Genomic DNA, 18,619 nt, shown 5'->3' with positions numbered 1-18,619 from the left:
GGTCAGGCGCGGCGCCTCGCGGTGATGGAGTTGATCACGGCGATGGCCACGCCGACCGCGAAGATCAATGTGCCGAGGATGTTGACCTGAGGCGGCACGCCGATGCGCACCGCTCCGTAGATCCACAGCGGGAACGTGATGGTCGCTCCGCTGGTGAACTGGGTGATGACGAAGTCGTCGATCGACAGCGCGAACGCCAGCAGCGCGCCGGACACCACACCCGGCAGGATCATCGGGAAGGTGACCCGCCAGAAGGTGATCCAGGTGGACGCGCCGAGGTCGCGCGCCGCCTCCTCGATCGACCGGTCCAGTCCCACCACCCGGGCCCGCACCGTCACCGCGACGAACGACACCGAGAACAGCACGTGCGCGAGCACGACGGTGGCGTACCCCGTCTGCACGCCGACGCTGATGAACAGCGACAGCAGCGACGCACCCATGACCAGCTCCGGTGAGGAGATGGCGGCGAACATCACGAGGTTGGTGGCCGCCTGGCCGCGGAACCGGTACCGGCCGAGCGCGATCCCCATCAGGGTGCCGAGCACGGTGGTGACCACGGTGGCGAGCAGCGCGATCGTGATCGAGTTGACCACGGCGGTGGTGAGGTCGGGGTAGTCGCCGAGCCGTCCCCACCACTTGAACGTGAAGCCCTGCCAGCTCACGTTCGACTTGCTCTTGGTGTCGTTGAACCCGAACGCGATCATGACGGCGATCGGCGCGAACAGCCACAGCAGGATCAGCCACGTGTAGCCGTACAGCAGCCGGTCGCCCCACCGCTTCCTGCTCCGCCGCACGGGCCCGAGCTCGGGTGCCGCCGTGGCCGGCACCGCCGGGCTCACCGGGCCGCTCATCGCACCGCCGCCTCAAGGACGTTCTCGGTGCCGAGCGCCTTGGCGTAGGCGAAGATGCCGATCAGCATGGCGGCCATGAGCGTGAACGACAGCGCCGCGCCAGCCGGATAGTCGTTGTTCACGAGGTACTCCGTCTGGATGATGTTGCCGATCATCGTGTTGGCTGGACCACCGAGGATGGCCGCGTTGACGTAGTCCGCGGTCATCGGGACGAACGTCATGAGCACGCCGGCGAACACCCCCGGCAGCGACAGCGGCAGCACCACGCGGGTGAACGTCTCGCGCCGGGTGGCGTACAGGTCGGCGGACGCCTCCACCACCCTCGGGTCCACCCGTTCCAGCGCCACGTAGATCGGCAGCACCATGAACGGCAGGTAGTTGTAGGTGAGGCCCCCGACGACGGCCACGGCGGTCTGCAGCACGTGGAAGTCGGCCGGCAGCAGGCCGGTGTCCTTCAGCGGCTGGAGCAGGATGCCGTCGTCGGCGAGCAGGAACTTCCACGACACGGTGCGCAGCACGAACGACACGAAGAACGGCAGCAGCACCAGCAGCAGGTACGTGGACTTGCGGGCCCCCGCCTTGAACGCGATCCAGTACGCCATCGGGTAGGCGAGCGCGATGGCGAGCAGCGTGCCGGCCAGGCCGTACCCGGCCGAACGCAGGAACTGCGTCTTGAACCTGACCAGCGCGTCGACGTAGTTGGCGAACCGGAACGTCTGCGCGAACCCGTTGACGACGTCCCCCTCCTGCGTGGAGACCGACGCCATGAACACCATCGGCACCACCAGGAAGACCAGCAGCCACAGCCCACCCGGAAGGATGAGCAGGTACGGCGCGAGCCTGCGTCTCATCGCCTACCCCTGGGTGATCGGCTGGAAGATGCCCTCGAAGACCTTCTCGTCCTTGGTCGTCAGGGTCTTGTAGGAGCGCAGCTTCGCGAGGTCGGCCTCGGACGGGTAGATCAGCGGGCTGTCCGCCATCAGCTCCAGCGCCTTCTTGTCGTCACCGGTCGCCTCGGACGCCTGCTTGCGCACGATCTCCTGGGTGGACGGCACCGGGGTGATGTAGGTGATGTACTCGGCGAGCTGGGCCGCGATCTCCGGCTTGTAGGCGAAGTCCATCATGGCGAGCGCGTCGACCGGGTTCTGCGCGGTCTTCGGGATGCACATGTTGTCGGTCCAGATGTTGCCGCCTTCGGCAGGGACGACGAACTTCAGGTTCTGGCCCTCGGCGACCTGCTGGTAGATGTCACCCGACCACGCCATGCAGATCCAGATGTCCCCGCGGACCAGCGCGTCGACGTAGTCGTTCTCGTAGTACTTGCGCACCAGGCCCTGGTCGCGCTGCGCCTGGAGCTTCTCGGCGGCCTTGGTCCAGTCGGCCTCCCCCGACTTGTCGGGGTCGATGCCGAGCGCGAACATGCCGAAGTTGGCGATCTCCTGGCTGTCCAGGAGCATGCCGACCTTGCCCTTGTACTTGGGGTTCCACAGCTCCTGGATGCTGGTGACCTCCCCCTCGACGTACTTGGGGTTGTACGCGATGCCGGTGATCCCCGACTGCCACGGCACCGTGTAGGCGTTGCCGGGGTCGTACGACGGGTTCTTGTACTTGGCGCCGGCGTTGGCGGCGAAGTTCGGCAGCTTGGTGTGGTCGAGCGGCGCCAGATAGCCGAGCGCGATGGCGCGGCCGAGCTGGATGCCGTTGGTGATGACCATCAGGTCGAAGCCGATGTCCTGGCCGGCGGCGAGCTGCGGCTGGATCTTGCCGAACCACGTGGAGTTGTCCTGGATTGCCTCCTGGTAGGTGACCTTGATTCCGGTCTCCTTGGTGAAGGCGTCCAGGGACGGGTAGTTCTTGCCGTCCTTGTCGATGTACAGCGGCCAGTTGGCGAAACGCAGCGTGTTGTTCTGCTTCTTGCCGGCCCAGTACGCCGCGATGGCGTCCTGCGTCGCCTGCGGGGCGGCGGCCTTCTTGCCCTGGACGCCGCAGGCCGCGAGGCCGAGCGCGGCGGCGGACAGGCCCGCCATGCGCAGCGCGTCGCGCCGGGTCACGCCGGCGCCTGCGCCGCGAGGGCTGGTGAGGCCGCGCAGGAACGCGAGGTCACGAGTGGGGTTGTTCATGAGACGTGCCGACTTCCAATCGCGTACGAGTGCTGGGGCTGCCACCAGAGCCACACGGAGTCACCGCGCTCCGCCGTGATGCTGCTGTCCCTGGCGTTCTGCTCGAAGACCGTGAACTCGGTCCCCCCGGCCAGGTCCACCGAGTAGCTGTTGTAGGTGCCGAGGTAGACGACCTCGGCCACGGTGCCGCGCACGGCACTGACGTCGCCGGGTGGCTCGTCGGCCGAGATCCTGATCTTCTCGGGCCGTACGGTGACCTCGACGTCGCCACCGGCGCTCGCACCGCCGTCGACCGGGACGATGACCCGGCCGCCTTCGCCGTACCGCAGCGTGGCCGTGCCGTCGCCGACCTGGTCCACGGTGCCGCTCAGCAGGTTGGAGGTGCCGATGAAGCCGGCGACGAACTTGGTGGCGGGCCGCTCGTAGATCTCACGCGGGCCGGCGAGCTGCTCGACCAGGCCGTCGTTCATGACGGCGATGCGGTCGCTCATGGTGAGCGCCTCGTTCTGGTCGTGCGTGACGTACACGAAGGTGATGCCGACCTCGCGCTGGATGCGCTTGAGCTCGATCTGCATAGCCTGGCGGAGCTTGAGGTCCAGCGCGCCGAGCGGCTCGTCGAGCAGCAGGGCCCGCGGCTCGTTGACCAGCGCCCGCGCCAGCGCGACGCGCTGCTGCTGGCCGCCGGACATCTCGCGGGGCCTGCGCCTCTCGCGGCCGGTCAGGTCGACGATCTCCAGCATCTCGCCGACCCTGCGCTTGATCTCCTGGTCGGGGACGCGCTTGCGGCGCAGGCCGAACGCGACGTTCTCCCAGACGTTCATGTGCGGGAACAGCGCGTAGGACTGGAACACCATGTTCACGTCGCGCTTGTTCGGCGGGACGTCGGTCACGTCCTGGCCGTGCAGCCGCACCGTGCCCCGCGACGGGTCCTCGAACCCGGCGATCATCCGCATGGTGGTGGTCTTGCCGCAGCCGGACGGCCCCAGCATCGAGAAGAACTCGCCTTCCCCGATCTCCAGGCTGACCCCCTTGACCGCCTGGACGACCTCACCGTGCGCTATGTATTCCTTGACGACCCCGTCGAGTTCGATGGCGGGCACCCGTGAGGTGGCGGAGGCGGCCTCGCCCGCCTCCGTGCCCGCCTGGATTTCCGTCATTCCAGGCTATCCCTCTCCCTATGTCGGCAGTTTTCCGCCGTAGTGCTTATATGTGGATCCCCGAGTCACTCGCCGATGTAGTGCATGACGTGCTTCACCCGGGTGTAGTCGTGCAGGCCGAAGACCGACAGGTCCTTGCCGTACCCCGAGTGCTTGAACCCGCCATGCGGCATTTCCGACACGAAGGGTATGTGGGTGTTCACCCAGACCACGCCGAAGTCCAGCCGCTGCGACATGCGCATGGCCCTGCCGTGGTCGGAGGTCCACACCGACGCCGACAGGCCGTACTTGACGTCGTTGGCCATCGTCAGCGCCTCGGCGTCGTCGGCGAAGGTCTGCACCGTGATGACCGGGCCGAACACCTCGGTCTGGATCATCTCGTCGTCCTGCTTCAGGCCGTCCACGACGGTCGGCTCGAACAGGAAGCCCTTGTCCCCCACCCGCTTGCCGCCGGTGACCACCCTGGCGTGGTCCGGCGCGCGCTCAAGGAAACCCTCGACGCGCGCGAGCTGGTTGGCGTTGTTCAGCGGGCCGTAGTAGGCCTCCGCGTCGTCCAGACCGCCGGTCCTCGTGGCGGCCGCCGCCTCGGTCAGCGCGGCGAGGAACGGCTCGTGGACGCTTTCGTGCACCAGCACGCGGCAGGCCGCCGTGCAGTCCTGGCCCGCGTTGTACAGGCCGGCGCCTGCGATGGCCTCGGCGACCGCCTTGATGTCCTTGACGTCGTCGAACACCACGACCGGGGCCTTGCCGCCGAGCTCCAGGTGGACGCGCTTGAGGTCGTCGGCCGCCGACTTGGCGACCTGCACCCCCGCGCCGACCGAGCCGGTGATCGCCACCATGGACGCCGTGTCGTGCGCCACCACGAGCGCGCCGGTCTCGCGGTCGCCGGTGACCACGTTGAACACACCGGCGGGAAGGACCTCGCCGAGGATCTCGGCGAGCTTCACCGTGGAGGCCGGCGTCGTGTCCGACGGCTTCAGCACCACGGTGTTGCCGGCGGCGAGCGCCGGAGCGATCTTCCACACCGCCATCATCATCGGGTAGTTCCACGGGGTGACCTGGCCGACGACGCCGATCGGCTCGTGGCGGATCACCGAGGTGTGGTCGGCGAGGAACTCACCGGAGGTCGGGCCCTCCAGGGTGCGCGCGGCGCCGGCGAAGAAACGGAAGTGGTCGGCCGCCGGCGGGATCTCGTCCTCGGCCATGCGGGCTCGCGGCTTGCCGGTGTTGAGGCACTCGGCCTCCACGAGCTCCTCGGCTCGCGCCTCGATGGCGTCGGCGATCTTCAACAGGTGAGCGGCCCGCTCCCCCGGTGTCGTACGCCCCCACGTCTCGAACGCGGCGGCCGCCGCGGCGTAGGCGGCGTCCACGTCGTCCTGGCCGGAGATCGGCGCCTGGAGGTAGGACTCACCGGTACACGGGTCGATCACGTCGGAGAACCGGCCGCTTTTGGCGTCCACCAGTTCACCGTTGATGAAGTTCTGCAGACGGGTGGTCAACGTTGACCTCCTCCGGAGGTGGCTGAGTTGTCGCGACTCTGACAGAGTGTCGGAGGCGCGACAAGGGATTTCGTCGCGAATATATCAAATTGCTACGAAATCGCTTGACAGACCCTCAGGAGCTGACAACATGTCGCACCAGGACGGCAACATGGCGGGAACCGCCCCGTAACCACCGTGCGGTAGGCCGTCGCGCGCGAGGAGGACGTACGGAGATGACGACGCCGCCGAAGGCGCGCCGGGACAACAACCACGAGGGAAAGCCCGGTCCCGTGGTGCTCGACGCGATCTCCAAGCGCATCATCGAAGAACTCCAGGCCGACGGCCGCAAGCCCTACGCCGCCATCGGCAAGGCCGTGGGCCTGTCGGAGGCCGCCGTCCGCCAGCGCGTCCAGCGCCTGCTCGACGCCGGAGTCATGCAGATCGTCGCCGTCACCGACCCCCTCACCCTGGGTTTCCCCCGCCAGGCCATGATCGGCATCAAGTGCGAAGGCGACCTGGAGACCGTCGCCGACAAGTTGTCATCCATCGAAGAGATCGACTACGTCGTCCTCACCGCAGGCTCTCTGGACATCATGGTCGAGGTCGTCTGCGAAGGAGACAACCACCTGCTGGAAATCCTCGGTAAAATCCGCGCCATCCCCACCGTCCGCGCCACCGAGACCTTCGTCTACCTCAAGCTCCGCAAACAGACCTACAGCTGGGGCACCCGCTGACCTCGGCGGTCCACCACCGTGGCGATCTCCGCGAGGAAGGCGTCGACCTGCGGCACCGAGTAGCCAGGCCTGAACATGACGGTCGAGAAGGTCGCCTCACGGATCTGGCCGGCGGTCAAGGGGTGCTCGGTCGTGCCGCGGAGGGTGGCGACCACGCGGTCGAGGAAGGCGTCCACCTCGTCCTCGTCGTAGCCGGAGCCGAGACGGCCGGGCCGGAAAGAGACCCGTTCCACGCGCGAGGCCTCGGACTCCAGCCAGGCGGCGGTCATGGCACCGGCCACGTCGCCGGTCTCACCGAGGCCCGGCAGGGTCGGAGCGTCGTCGTCCTGTCCGGGATTCGGCGGGGGAACGGGCTCGGACGCCCTCGTCTCTATCGCGACGACGAACGCCTCCAAGGCGAAGTCCACCGCCAGTTCGTGGTAGCCGCCGAGGCGGACCCCGAAGCGCGACATGCGGATCTCGTCGGCCGTGACCGCGGGGCCCGCAAGCGTCCCCCGGCCGAGGGTCGCCTCGATGCGCCGGATGAGCACGTCCACCTGTTCGGGGTCATAGCCGTTGCGTAACCCGGACACACGCGGAAAACGGTTCACCCTTTGACCTCCCGGATCAACACCCCCGTATCTCCTTTTGCTTCTTTACCATTCTGGACAAATACCTTGACGAAATCCAGAAGGTGACGGCAAGCCCCGGTAAGCTTTCGGATCATGCGGCTCACGAACGTCTCCTTCCGGTACGGCCGCCGCGCACCGTGGGTCCTTCGTGACGTCCACCTGGAGCTTCCCGACGGCACGGTCGCCGAGGTGGCGGGCCGCAACGGCGCCGGCAAGTCGACGTTGCTGCGCCTGCTGGCCGGGGTCACCCGGCCGGCTCGCGGCTCGGTCACCGGCCGTCCGGCGGTCGTCGGGTACGCTCCCGAGATCTTCCCCACCGCGCAGCCGTTCACGGTGTCGGCCTACCTCGCGCACATGGCCGCCGTACGCGGCCTCCCCGCGAGCGCCGCCGACCCCTGGGTGGAGCGGCTCGGCATGACGTCCCTGCTGGACACGCCGCTGCCTGACCTGTCCAAAGGCAGCGCGCAGAAGGTCGGCCTCGCGCAGGCGCTGCTCGCCTCCCCCGGCCTGCTCATCCTGGACGAGCCGTTCGCGGGCCTCGACCGGCAGAGCCACGCCGAGCTGCCGCTGGCCGTCGAGGAGGTCCGCGCGGCCGGCGGCATCGTGGTCGTCAGTGACCACCAGAACGGCCTCGCCGACCTGCCGCGCACCCTTCACGTGGCCGTCGAGAACCACACCGCCGAGCTGCGCGCCACCCGGGACGCCGCGCCGCGTGAGGCGTCCGCCGTCATCGAGGTGCGGGTGTCGCAAGCGGACACCGAGGTGGTGCTGCGCAAGCTGCGCGCCGAGGGATACCAGGCCGACCTCCGGGAGGACCCGTCATGAAAGGGCCGGTCACGCTCGCGCGGTTCGAGGAGGACCCGTCATGACCGGGCCGGTCGCCGCGCTCACGCGGTTCAAGCTCGCCGCCTACGTCAAGGCGCACCGCGTCATCCAGCCGTTCCTCGGCCTGCTGGTCGTCATGATCGTGCTCTACTCCACCCGCGTCACACCGGGCCAGGAGCTCGCGACGTACTCCGACTCGGCGGCGCTGCTCGTACCGGTCCTGGCCTGGTCGGTACGCGGCCTGCTGGACGCCGAGCCGGACGTGCAACGGCTGATCTCGGCCACCGCCGCGTCCCGGCCGGGACGCGAGGTCGTCAGCGGCCTCCTGGCCGGCGCGGCCGTCGCCGCCGGCCTCGCCGTGCTCGCTCTCGTCGTACCGCTCGGCATCGGCTTCACCACGTTCCCCGGCGTGACGGTGCTCGCCGGCGGCGCGGCCCTGCACGTGCTGTCCCTGGTCACCGGCACCGCGCTCGGAGCACTCACCAGCCGCCCCGTCCTCCCCGACCCCGCGGTCTCCACTCTCGTCCTGATCGGCGGTTACGCCGTCGTCCTGCTGCTCAGCCTCACCCCGTTCACCTGGCTGACCGTGCCGATCATCGGCTGGATCCGCGGCGCGAGCGAACCCGCCTTCCTGACCGCCTCCCTGCCGGGCCTCGCCGCGGTGACGCTCGCCTGGTGCGCTCTGGGGCTTCTCGCCTACGTCCGGCTGCGGCGCACCCGTCCTTGACCGGTTCGCCGCAGATTGCGACCATGGGACGCCGCAGCACTGGCGCCGCACGCATCGGGGGTCCCGCGCCAAGGGGGTGACCGGGTGGAAGAGCCCACCGAGACCGGGTTCGCCGCACCGGCCGGCTCCCACGCTCACCACGTGGCCACGGCGGCCCTGCCCGGCGGCTGCCTGCTCGTCGCCACCGCCTTCGACGAACTGATCGAGGTGTGGGACGGGAACACCGGCCACGTCCTGCACACGTTCGACACCCGTGAGATGGTCTGGTCGGTCGCCTGGGCCGTTCTTCCCGATGGTGACCGGTGGCTCGCCGCCGGTGTGCAAGGAGGGGAGGTCCAGGTCTTCGACGGCGTGACCGGTCAGCTCCGCTGGACGGCGCAGGACAACTACTACGTCGTCAAGTCCGCCAGGTGGATGCCACTTCCGTGCGGACGGGTCCTGCTCGCGTGCGGCGGCGACGGCGTGTCCATCCGCGACGGCCGCACGGGGGCCGCGCTGCACACCATGCCGATTCCACGGCACCTCGTGTCATCTGTGGCGTGGGCCGCGCCACCCGGCGGACGGCTTCTGCTCGCGGCGGCGGACGTCGGAGGCCACGTACGGATCTGGGACGGCCACACGGCGGAACTCCTGAACATCTTCGCGGCGAGCGCGGAGAGCGTGCGAAGCATCGACCTCGCCGTGACACCCGATGGCGAGTGCCGGCTGGTCACCGCCGCCGACGACGGCGCCGTGAAGGTGTGGCACTGCCTCAGCGGCCGCCACGTGATGACCTTCGCCGGGCACAGGGCACCGGTCAAGGCGGTGACCATGGCCGTGCTGCCGGACGGGAGGCTGCTCGGAGCCAGCACGGGCAAGGACCGCACCGTCCGGGTCTGGGACGGCCGCAGCGGGGCCGAGCTGGCCCAGGTGGCGGACGGCGGCGTCTTCGCCGAAGCGGTGCAGTGGGTCGAGGCGCGGACGGGTGACCTGGTGCTCGCCGTGGCGGCGGGGAGCGGTGAGCAGGGGCCCGCACGACTCGTCCGGATGGCGCTCGGCCCACCGGCCACGATCACCGGCCCCGCCGGTGATCGCTCACCGGGCCGATCGGGACCGTGACGTCCAGCAGGGAGTCGCCGACATGGAGCCGGCGTGACATTCGTGATGGGTCGACTCGGTCCTCATAAAAGCGGACAGCTCTGCATTTGCGGGGAAGAATTTAGGTGTCACCTGATTCGCGAACGGGCCGCCGACGGCAACGTGTCCACGTGACGGCAGCGCCATCGGTTCCGTATCACCCGGCACGTGCAATTCCTCCCCGGCGCGCATGTCGCCTCGCACCACATCCACCCAGTCCAGCGCCGGGTCCGGTCGCGGCATCTCCGGCACGACCAGTTCCGCTGTTCGCCAATCGCGTCCTATTTATATATCGATAAATATGCCGTTCGGCCCCATATCATCCCCGGGATCGGTCAAGCATTCGCCATTCACACTCGCAGTGGATCGAATAAATTCGAGTACGGGAAAATCCGCTTACCCGAGGACAGGAGCGCGTATGGACGCATCCCACGGTCGCGTCATGATGATCATCCTGGTCGCCACGGTGCTGTTCTTCGTCGGCCGGCGGTTCCAGCGGACGATGGACATCTGGGCCGGATGGGGCAAGGCGGTGAAGGCCGCCGCGGAGGCGGCCGCGAAGGTGCCTGAGGCGAAGTCGTCGGCGTTGTCGGCGGCGGCGCGGATGATCGTGGTGGGCCTGCTGGCGATGCTGTTCCTCGTGCTGGTCGTGAAGACCGTGCAGCACCTCTGATGTCCCGATATATGAGACAAACTTTCTCGACATTTGGTCACCGGGTTAGGCTCAGGCTCGTTGACTTGGATCGAGGAGGTAGAGATGTCCTCATCAAGGGCCGTCTACACGCACGGGCATCACGCGTCGGTGCTGCGGTCGCACACCTGGCGGACGGCGGAGAACTCGGCGGCGTACCTCGTGCCGCATCTGCGGCCCGGCATGTCCCTGCTGGACGTCGGGTGCGGGCCCGGCACGATCACGGCCGACCTCGCGCGGCTGGTGGCGCCGGGACGGGTGGTCGCGATCGACACCGCCGAGGAGATCGTGGCGCAGTCCGCCGAGCTGATGGCGTCCCAGGGGCTGGACAACGTCGTCTGCGAGGTCGGCGACGTGTACGACCTCGGGTACGGCGAGGGGACGTTCGACGTGGTGCACGCGCATCAGGTGGTGCAGCACGTGGCCGACCCGGTCGGAGCGCTGGCCGCCATGCGGCGGGTGTGCCGTCCCGGCGGTCTGGTCGCGGTCCGCGACTCCGACTACGCCGCCTTCATCTTCTACCCCGAGCTACCCGAGCTGGCCGAATGGTCCGGCCTGTACCACCGGCTGGCCCGCGCCAACGGAGGCGAGCCCGACGCCGGACGCCGCCTGCTGTCCTGGGCCCGTGAGGCCGGCTTCACCGAGATCACCCCATCGGCCTCCACCTGGTGCTTCGCCACCCCGGAGGACCGCGCCTGGTGGAGCGGCCTGTGGGCCGAACGCGTCACCACGTCCGCCATGGCCGACCAGGCGATCGGCCACGGCTTCGCGACCCGGCCCGACCTGGACCGCCTGGCCGCCGCCTGGCGCACCTGGGGCGCGGACCCCGACGGCTGGTTCACCGTCCTGCACGGCGAGATCCTCTGCCGCGCGTGACCGGCCGGCCGCCGTACGACGGCGCCGGATTCGCCGCACACCGTCCCACCGCGTCGGCGCCGACCCGGCACCGGTGCGGTGGGAGACGAACCTGACCGGCTCCGGGGGGCTGCTCCGCCAGGATCGCTGCGGCGAGCCGGCCGGGAAGACCGTCGGATCACCCGGCCCTTGGTACCTCCCCTTTGAGCTAAATCTCCCGGATCACATCTCCGGGGTTCAACAGCTGGTTGGCCGCGAGCACGGTCGATCAACCAGCCCCAGGAAACTCCCGTCGAGCCACACCCTCAGATCACATCACCAGAGTTCACGAGTTGATTGACCGCGAGCACGGTCGATCAACCAGCCCCAGGAAACTCCCGTCGAGCCACACCCCCAGATCACATCACCAGAGTTCAACAGCTGGCTGACCGCGAGCACGGTCGATCAACCGGCCCCGGTACTCCCCTACGAGGTCGACCTCCCGGATCACTTCTCCGGAGGGGCGGCGGCGAGTTGGCCGCAGGCGCCGTCGATTTCCTGGCCTCGGGTGTCGCGGACGGTGACGGGGACGCCGTGGGACTGCAGGCGGTGGACGAAGGTGCGTTCGTCCTCGGGGCGGGAGGCGGTCCACTTGGAGCCGGGGGTGGGGTTCAACGGGATGAGGTTGACGTGGACCAGCTTGCCCTTGAGCAGGCGGCCGAGCATGTCGGCGCGCCATGCCTGGTCGTTGATGTCCTTGATCAGTGCGTACTCGATGGAGACGCGGCGCTTGGTGATCGCGGCGTAGGACCAGGCGGCGTCGAGGACCTCGTCGACCTTCCAGCGGGTGTTGACGGGGACGAGCGTGTCGCGCAGCTCGTCGTCGGGAGCGTGGAGGGAGACGGCCAAGGTCACGGGGAGACCCTCGGCGGCGAGTTTGCCGATGGCGGGGACGAGGCCGACCGTTGAGACGGTGACGCCGCGGGCCGAGATGCCGAGGCCCTCGGGTGCGGGGTCGACGATGCGGCGGACGGCGCCGATGACGGCCTTGTAGTTGGCCAGCGGCTCACCCATGCCCATGAAGACGATGTTGCCGACCCGGCCGGGGCCGCCGGGGACCTCGTCACGGGCCAGTGCACGGGCCCCGGCGACGACCTGCTCGACGATCTCGGCGGTGGACATGTTGCGGGTCAGGCCGGCCTGGCCTGTGGCGCAGAAAGGGCAGTTCATGCCGCAGCCGGCCTGCGACGACACGCACATCGTCACGCGGTCGGGGTAACGCATCAGCACCGACTCCACCAGCGCGCCGTCGAACAGCTTCCACAGCGTCTTGCGGGTCATGCCGCCGTCGCAGGTGATCTCACGGACCGGCGTGAGCAACGACGGCATCAGCCCTTCGACCAGTCGCTCACGCGACGACGCGGGCAGGTCGGTCATCGCGGCGGGGTCGTCGGCGAGCCGTTCGAAGTAGTGACGGGAGAGCTGCTCGGCACGGAACGGCTTCTCGCCGAGCTCGGCGACCGCGGCGCGGCGCTCCGCCATGGTCAGGTCGGCCAGGTGCCGGGCCGGCTTGGCGCGCCGGGGGGCGACGAACGTTAGCTCCGCAGACATGTCCTTCTCTTAACGGTTTGCCGGAAGCTGCATTGGACAGCCATTCCGTGTGATCTATTGCGAGCAGCCAGCGCTCGGCCGACAGGGAGATGTCCACGGGAAAGGCGGATGAGGCCTTGGGCACCACCGATGTCATTGTCACCGACACCAGTCCGTACGGCAGCCGGGTGGTGACCGTCGAGACCGACGGGGTGTCGTCGGTAGCCTACCTTCGTGACGCTCATGGCGGGATCCACGGAGCGGTCTGGCTCGCCAACCACGCGAACGCGCCTGACTCCTCCGCGCACCTCGATCCCGCCGATCCCTGGCGATCCCCGGTGATGCCGGTGGACGGCACGCAGATGCCGGCCGGCACGGCGCCGCTCGCGGCGGGCGAGCTCGCCGTGTTGTGGTTCGAGGAGGGCGACGGCGCCGCCCTGTATCGCAACGGCGAGCTGCTGGCCGTGATTCCCGGCTGGGCCGACCTGGAGCGCGGCATGCCGGGGTACGCGCGCGACGCCGTGGGTGACTCTCCGCTGGCCTGGTCGCTCACCGAGGCCCTCGAAGGGCTGGCGCCGCGCATCGCGAAGGCACGCGCGTACTGGGAGTGGCGGGCCGGGGACGGGGCCTGGCCGTCGTTCCAGCAGTTCGTGATGAGCCACCTGGACGCCAGGGTGGGCCCTTCCGACCGGTACTGGGACCTCGGCGCCGCGCTGCCGACCATGGGGATCACCGAACGGCCGGGCCCCGGCCACACGGTGGTGTCAACGATCGGCATGAGCTGCCAGCGCATGCCGACGGTGGAGCAGTACACCGAACGGCCGGACGGACTGGCCCGTGTCGAACTGGCCCTCGCGACGCGCGTGGAGGTGACCAGGGCCGCGCAGGTGCTGGTGTGGCTGGCACGGTACCCGTGGCAGTCCGTCACGTGGCTGGGTCACGGCCACACGGCCCGCTGGTACGGCGACCCCGGGTCGTTCCCCCTCGGACCGGACTACGACGGTGTCGTCCTGCTGGACACTCTGCCAGGCTTACCGGACTTATCCGGATTCGCCTTCGGCGGTGACGAGGTCCGCTGGCTCTGGACCGTGCCGCTCACCCAGACCGAGCTGCGGATCGCCGCCGAACAGGGCCACGACGCGCTCGACCTGCGCGGCCGGATGCCCTGAGCGCGCTCCGCGAACGGCCCTCGCCTACTCTGCCACCGCTCACACGCCGCGCCGCACGGAGCCTGAGCGGCTCGGGCCGTACGGACAGCGGTGCTAGGCGGGGACGAAGGTCGCCAGCAGCAGCCAGACCGGGAACAATGTGACGAGCAGCGAGTCGAGGCGGTCCATCATGCCGCCGTGTCCCGGCAGCAAACTCCCCATGTCCTTGAGGCCGAGATCGCGCTTGATGACCGACTCGATGAGGTCGCCGAGGGTGGCGAACACGGCCACCACGACCCCGACCACCGCACCCTGCCAGTACTCACCTTCCAGCAGGAACCGCACCAGCAGCGCGCCGCAGACCACACAGGCCACCACGGAACCCGCGAAACCCTCCCAGGTCTTCTTCGGGCTGATCACCGACATGGGGTGCCTGCCGAACAGGATGCCGGCGAAGTAGCCGCCGATGTCGCTGCACACGGTGACCGCGACGAAGATGACCACGCGGTGCGCGCCGTCCTCCTCAAGCAACATCAACGGGACGAACCCGGCGATCAGCGCCGGGTAGACCGCGGTGAGCACACTGGCGGTCGAGTCACGGACATAGCCGTCCTGGCCCTGGAACATGCGCCACGTCAGCAGGACCAGCACGGTCAGCACGAAGGCGCCGAGCAGCCAGACCGGGCCACCCCAGTACCCGCCGGCCTGCATGGCGACCAGCCCGGCCAGCACCGGCACCACAGGGACCCTGATGCCTCGGGTGCCGAACGCCTGGCTGAGCTCCACCACGCCGAGACCCACGGCGGCGAGCACCACCGCGAGGAACGCCACCTTGACGGTGTAGAGCGAACCGATGACCAGCGCGCCGAGCACCAGGCCCACCGCGATCGCGGCAGGCAGATTGCGTCCCGTACGGATGCCCTTGGGCCGCTCACCGGGAGCGCTCGGCTCCGGCTCCCGGCCCGCCGACGGAACCTCCTCCGCGCCGGGGCCGCTCACGAGCGGGAGCCCGTCCGCGCCGGGGCCCAAGGCCGGCCCTGGGCCGCCCGCCGTACCATCCACTGTGTTCCCAACTCTCCTACCGGCCCGGTTCCCCTCATGCTCGCACCGCCGACCGGCCCACCCGCCGGCAGCGGCGGACGTGGCGAGGCGCCTGCCGCTTCGGCCGGTTACCGAAGCGGAGGCGCCCGAACCTGACTTCGACGCGCTCAGACTTCGAGCAGCTCGGCTTCCTTGTGCTTCAACAGCTCGTCGATCTTGGCGACGTGCTTCTGAGTGAGGTCGTCGAGCTCCTTCTCGGCGCGACGCACCTCGTCCTCGCCGGCCTCGCCGTCCTTGACCATTTTGTCCAAGGTCTCCTTGGCGTGACGGCGAATGTTGCGCACCGACACCTTGCTGCTCTCGGCCTTGTTACGCGCGATCTTGATGTACTCCTTGCGGCGCTCCTCCGACAGCTCGGGGAACACCACGCGGATCACCGCGCCGTCGTTGCCGGGGTTCACGCCGAGGTCGCTGTCGCGGATGGCCCGCTCGATCGCACCCATCGACCCCTTGTCGTACGGCTGGATGATCACCATGCGCGCCTCGGGGACGTGGAACGACGCGAGCTGCTGCACCGGAGTGGGTGACCCGTAGTAGTCAACAGTGATCTTGTTGAACATCGAGGGGCTGACCCTGCCGGTGCGGATCGCCGCGAAGTCCTCCTTGGCGACCGCGACCGCCTTGTCCATTTTCTCCTCGGCTTCGAGGAGGGTTTCGTCGATCACAGCGGCTCCCTATTTCCCTGCCGGACTCACCAGCGTGCCGATCTTTTCACCGCGGACCGCCCGCAGAATGTTGCCCTCACCCATCAGGTCGAACACCACGATAGGCAGGCCGTTGTCCATGCACAGGCTGATCGCCGTGGAATCCATCACACCGAGACCCCGCCGCAGCACCTCGCTGTAGTCGAGCTGGTCGAACCGGACGGCGTCGGGGTTCTTACGCGGGTCGGAGTCGTAGACCCCGTCCACCTGCGTGCCCTTCAGCAGCGCCTCCGCGCCGATCTCCAGCGCGCGCTGCGCGGCGCAGGTGTCGGTGGAGAAGAACGGCGAGCCGAGACCGGCGCCGAAGATGACCACCCGTCCCTTCTCGAGGTGGCGGATGGCGCGGCGAGGCAGGAACGGCTCGGCGACCTGCTGCATCGTGATGGCCGTCTGCACCCGGGTCTCCACGCCGCGCTTCTCCAGGAAGTCCTGCAGCGCGAGGCAGTTGATGACCGTGCCGAGCATGCCCATGTAGTCGGCGCGAGCGCGGTCCATGCCGCGCTCGTGCAGCGCGGCGCCACGGAACATGTTGCCGCCGCCGACCACCACGGCGACCTGCACACGCTCACGCACGGCCTCGGCGATGGAGTCGGCGAGCTTGGCCACCACCACGGGGTCGATGCCGAGGGGCTCACCCCCGGCGAAGGCCTCGCCGGACAGCTTCAGCATGACGCGCTTCCACCGCAACGGCCAGTTGAACGACGAAGCCGCCGGCGTAGCTGGTGGTTGACTCTCCTGCACGGCGGCGGCCTCCTCGATCTCGGGTTGCGAAGCTGGTCAGATCGCTCTGGGTTAAGCCTATGCCTGACCGACCTTGTAGCGGACGAAGGCCAGGACCTTCACACCCGCCTCGGCGGCGTACTTGCCGACCGTCTTCTTGTTGTCCTTGACGAACGCCTGCTCAAGAAGGGTGAAGTCCTTGTACCAGCCGTTGACGCGACCATCGACGATCTTGGCGATCGCGGCCTCCGGCTTGCCCTCCTCGCGGGTCATCTGCTCGAAGACCGTGCGCTCCTTCTCGACCACGTCGGCCGGGACGGAGTTGGGGTTGAGGTAGCGGGGGGCCATGGCGGCGGCGTGCTGCGCGATGTCCTTGCCGACCTCGGTGTTCGGGCTGTCGAGCTGCACGAGGACACCCACCGCCGGGGGCAGCTGCGGGTCGGTCTTGTGCATGTACGCCACGATGTGTCCGCCGTCGAGCACGGCGAAACGGCGAACTTCGATCTTCTCGCCGAGGGCCGCGTTGGCCTCGTCCAGGTGCTCCTTGACGGACTTGCCGTCGAGGTCGGACTCCAGCAGGGTCGGCACGTCGGACGGCCGGGACGCGAGCACGTGCGCGACGACCTTGGCGGCCAGCTCCTGGAAACGCTCGCCCTTGGCCACGAAGTCGGTCTCGCAGTTGAGCTCGAGCAGCGCGGCGAGCGACTCGCCGTCCTGCTTGACGGCGATGAGGCCGTTGGACGCGGTGCGCGCCTCGCGCTTGCCGACGTCCTTGGCACCCTTGACCCGCAGGATGTCGACGGCCTTTTCGATGTCGCCGCCGGCCTCCTCAAGGGCCTTCTTGCAGTCCATCATGCCGGCGGCGGTCAGCTCACGGAGCCGCTTGACGTCGGCCATGTTAACGGAAGCCATTGTCTTTCCTCGTCGAGTTCGTCGTGGATCGGGTGGGTGTGCCCGGGGTTGTGCACACCCACCCGTGAAGCGCCAGGCCCGCGTACCGGCTGTGGATCCGGGCCGCGGGACGAACGTCAGCTCTGCTGCGCGGTGCCCTCGCCGGCCTCGGCCTCGGGGGCCGCGGGGGTCTCGTCGGCCGGAGCCTCGGCAGCGGCGGCGGTCTCCTCGGGGGCCGCAGCGGCCTCTTCAGCCGGAGCCTCGGCAGCGGCGGCGGTCTCCTCGGCGGGGGCCGCGGGGGCCTCCTCGGAACGAGCGAGGAGCTCGCGCTCCCACTCGGCGAGCGGCTCGGCCACCGCACCGGCGGGCTTGTCGTCCCCGCCGCGGCTCGCGCCGGCGCGGGCCATCAGGCCGTCGGCCACCGCGTCCGCGATCACCCGGGTGAGGAGGCTGACGGCGCGGATGGCGTCGTCGTTGCCGGGGATCGGGTAGTCGACCTCGTCGGGGTCGCAGTTGGTGTCGAGGATCGCGACGACCGGGATGTTCAGCTTGCGGGCCTCACTGATCCCGATGTGCTCCTTCTTGGTGTCGACCACCCACACCGCGCTCGGCACGCGCGCCATGTCCCGGATGCCGCCGAGGGTGCGCTCGAGCTTGTCCTTCTCGCGGCGGCGCATCAGGAGCTCCTTCTTGGTGAGCCCGGAGCCTGCCACGTTGTCGAAGTCGAGCTCCTCGAGCTCCTTGAGACGCTGGAGCCTCTTGTGCACGGTGGAGAAGTTGGTGAGCATGCCGCCGAGCCAACGCTGGTTGACGTAGGGCATGCCGACCCGCGCGGCCTGCTCGGCGATGGCCTCCTGGGCCTGCTTCTTGGTGCCGATGAACAGGATGGTGCCGCCGTGGGCGACGGTCTCCTTGACGAAGTCGTAGGCGCGGTCGATGAACGACAGCGACTTCTGCAGGTCGATGATGTAGATGCCGTTGCGCTCAGTGAGGATGAAGCGCTTCATCTTCGGGTTCCAGCGCCGCGTCTGGTGGCCGAAGTGCACACCGCTTTCCAGCATCTGCCGCATGGTGACGACGGGGGCCATGAGTTATGGTCCTCCTGGGTAGAGCGCCTTTGCTGAGGGCGCGTGTCTCGGTTGTGCGCGAGGGCCCGCGGCCCCCGCCCTGACGCCCTTGAACCGCCCCATCCAGACCAACGGCCTGGACCGAGGGGACGGCCCGCATAGTGGGCGTGCGAAGTCGGCCCGCTCAAACGAGCCACCTGAAAGTGTACCCGTAACGCGACCACCCCAGGCCCGGGTCCGGCGGCCCCCGG

The 18,619-nt window shown here is 68.9% G+C and carries 20 protein-coding genes; 7 read left to right on the top strand and 13 right to left on the bottom strand.

Features of this window, described 5'->3' with window-relative positions; all coding sequences use genetic code 11:
* Positions 1-2 precede the first annotated feature (2 nt).
* The 5 genes from BJ992_RS09185 to BJ992_RS09165 all read right to left on the bottom strand — a co-directional run bounded on the left by BJ992_RS09185 (position 3) and on the right by BJ992_RS09165 (position 5,627).
* Positions 3-851 (bottom strand): ABC transporter permease, encoded by an 849-nt coding sequence (locus tag BJ992_RS09185; protein WP_184979487.1) that lies wholly within the window; start codon positions 849-851, stop codon positions 3-5.
* Complete coding sequence (locus BJ992_RS09180) at positions 848-1,702, bottom strand: ABC transporter permease (protein WP_184979486.1); 855 nt, start codon at positions 1,700-1,702, stop codon at positions 848-850. The genes BJ992_RS09185 and BJ992_RS09180 overlap by 4 nt, the downstream gene beginning before the upstream one ends.
* 3 nt (positions 1,703-1,705) lie before the next feature.
* Positions 1,706-2,971, bottom strand: coding sequence for a polyamine ABC transporter substrate-binding protein (locus BJ992_RS09175; RefSeq protein WP_184979485.1), 1,266 nt, complete (start codon positions 2,969-2,971; stop codon positions 1,706-1,708).
* On the bottom strand, positions 2,968-4,128 hold the full coding sequence (locus BJ992_RS09170; RefSeq protein WP_184979484.1) for an ABC transporter ATP-binding protein: 1,161 nt from the start codon (positions 4,126-4,128) through the stop codon (positions 2,968-2,970). The genes BJ992_RS09175 and BJ992_RS09170 overlap by 4 nt, the downstream gene beginning before the upstream one ends.
* Before the next feature lie 65 nt (positions 4,129-4,193).
* Positions 4,194-5,627 carry a gamma-aminobutyraldehyde dehydrogenase gene (locus tag BJ992_RS09165; RefSeq protein ID WP_184979483.1) on the bottom strand — a complete coding sequence of 478 codons (1,434 nt, stop codon included), beginning with the start codon at positions 5,625-5,627 and terminating at the stop codon, positions 4,194-4,196.
* Between the two features lie 215 nt (positions 5,628-5,842).
* Between BJ992_RS09165 and BJ992_RS09160 the strand changes: the two genes are divergently transcribed.
* Entirely contained in the window at positions 5,843-6,343 is a 501-nt protein-coding gene (locus BJ992_RS09160; protein WP_184979482.1) for an Lrp/AsnC family transcriptional regulator, read from the top strand.
* On the opposite strand, the gene BJ992_RS34205 is transcribed toward BJ992_RS09160, so the two are convergent.
* Both BJ992_RS34205 and BJ992_RS33690 read right to left on the bottom strand, forming a co-directional pair.
* Positions 6,322-6,933, bottom strand: coding sequence for a DivIVA domain-containing protein (locus BJ992_RS34205; protein ID WP_184979481.1), 612 nt, complete (start codon positions 6,931-6,933; stop codon positions 6,322-6,324). The two genes, BJ992_RS09160 and BJ992_RS34205, sit on opposite strands and share 22 nt — an antisense overlap.
* Positions 6,930-7,058 (bottom strand): hypothetical protein, encoded by a 129-nt coding sequence (locus BJ992_RS33690; RefSeq protein WP_281390322.1) that lies wholly within the window; start codon positions 7,056-7,058, stop codon positions 6,930-6,932. The genes BJ992_RS34205 and BJ992_RS33690 overlap by 4 nt, the downstream gene beginning before the upstream one ends.
* Between BJ992_RS33690 and BJ992_RS09150 the strand changes: the two genes are divergently transcribed.
* The 5 genes from BJ992_RS09150 (at position 7,048) to BJ992_RS09130 (ending at position 11,189) form a co-directional block, all read left to right on the top strand.
* Positions 7,048-7,779 carry an ABC transporter ATP-binding protein gene (locus tag BJ992_RS09150; protein WP_184979480.1) on the top strand — a complete coding sequence of 244 codons (732 nt, stop codon included), beginning with the start codon at positions 7,048-7,050 and terminating at the stop codon, positions 7,777-7,779. The two genes, BJ992_RS33690 and BJ992_RS09150, sit on opposite strands and share 11 nt — an antisense overlap.
* A gap of 40 nt (positions 7,780-7,819) precedes the next feature.
* Positions 7,820-8,506, top strand: coding sequence for a hypothetical protein (locus BJ992_RS09145; protein ID WP_184979479.1), 687 nt, complete (start codon positions 7,820-7,822; stop codon positions 8,504-8,506).
* 84 nt (positions 8,507-8,590) lie between these two features.
* Positions 8,591-9,604 (top strand): WD40 repeat domain-containing protein, encoded by a 1,014-nt coding sequence (locus tag BJ992_RS34200; RefSeq protein ID WP_184979478.1) that lies wholly within the window; start codon positions 8,591-8,593, stop codon positions 9,602-9,604.
* A gap of 436 nt (positions 9,605-10,040) precedes the next feature.
* A complete protein-coding gene (locus tag BJ992_RS09135) occupies positions 10,041-10,295 on the top strand; it encodes a hypothetical protein (protein WP_184979477.1) in 255 nt (84 codons plus the stop codon).
* A gap of 84 nt (positions 10,296-10,379) precedes the next feature.
* Positions 10,380-11,189 carry a methyltransferase domain-containing protein gene (locus BJ992_RS09130; RefSeq protein ID WP_184979476.1) on the top strand — a complete coding sequence of 270 codons (810 nt, stop codon included), beginning with the start codon at positions 10,380-10,382 and terminating at the stop codon, positions 11,187-11,189.
* A 465-nt stretch (positions 11,190-11,654) separates the two neighbouring features.
* On the opposite strand, the gene rlmN is transcribed toward BJ992_RS09130, so the two are convergent.
* Positions 11,655-12,758, bottom strand: coding sequence for a dual-specificity RNA methyltransferase RlmN (rlmN, locus tag BJ992_RS09125; RefSeq protein ID WP_184979475.1), 1,104 nt, complete (start codon positions 12,756-12,758; stop codon positions 11,655-11,657).
* A gap of 116 nt (positions 12,759-12,874) precedes the next feature.
* Here rlmN and BJ992_RS09120 point away from each other — a divergent pair, with 116 nt between their 5' ends.
* Complete coding sequence (locus tag BJ992_RS09120; protein ID WP_246496572.1) at positions 12,875-13,906, top strand: suppressor of fused domain protein; 1,032 nt, start codon at positions 12,875-12,877, stop codon at positions 13,904-13,906.
* 93 nt (positions 13,907-13,999) lie between these two features.
* Here the strand turns inward: BJ992_RS09120 and BJ992_RS09115 are convergent, their stop codons facing one another.
* The 5 genes from BJ992_RS09115 to rpsB form a co-directional block, all read right to left on the bottom strand.
* A complete protein-coding gene (locus BJ992_RS09115; RefSeq protein ID WP_343072565.1) occupies positions 14,000-14,884 on the bottom strand; it encodes a phosphatidate cytidylyltransferase in 885 nt (294 codons plus the stop codon).
* Positions 14,885-15,093: 209 nt separating this feature from the next.
* Positions 15,094-15,651, bottom strand: a complete 558-nt coding sequence (frr, locus tag BJ992_RS09110) for a ribosome recycling factor (RefSeq protein ID WP_184979473.1) — start codon at positions 15,649-15,651, stop codon at positions 15,094-15,096.
* Between the two features lie 9 nt (positions 15,652-15,660).
* Entirely contained in the window at positions 15,661-16,359 is a 699-nt protein-coding gene (gene pyrH / locus BJ992_RS09105) for a UMP kinase (protein WP_246496570.1), read from the bottom strand.
* Positions 16,360-16,488: 129 nt separating this feature from the next.
* Positions 16,489-17,322 (bottom strand): translation elongation factor Ts, encoded by an 834-nt coding sequence (gene tsf / locus BJ992_RS09100; RefSeq protein ID WP_184979471.1) that lies wholly within the window; start codon positions 17,320-17,322, stop codon positions 16,489-16,491.
* A gap of 116 nt (positions 17,323-17,438) precedes the next feature.
* Entirely contained in the window at positions 17,439-18,389 is a 951-nt protein-coding gene (rpsB, locus tag BJ992_RS09095) for a 30S ribosomal protein S2 (protein WP_184979470.1), read from the bottom strand.
* Between the last annotated feature and the right edge of the window lie 230 nt (positions 18,390-18,619).

The sequence above is a fragment of the Sphaerisporangium rubeum genome, from assembly GCF_014207705.1.
GTDB classification, from domain to species: domain Bacteria; phylum Actinomycetota; class Actinomycetes; order Streptosporangiales; family Streptosporangiaceae; genus Sphaerisporangium; species Sphaerisporangium rubeum.
The sequence above is the reverse complement of the archived record's forward strand: the minus strand, read 5'-3'. Positions and strand labels throughout refer to the sequence as shown.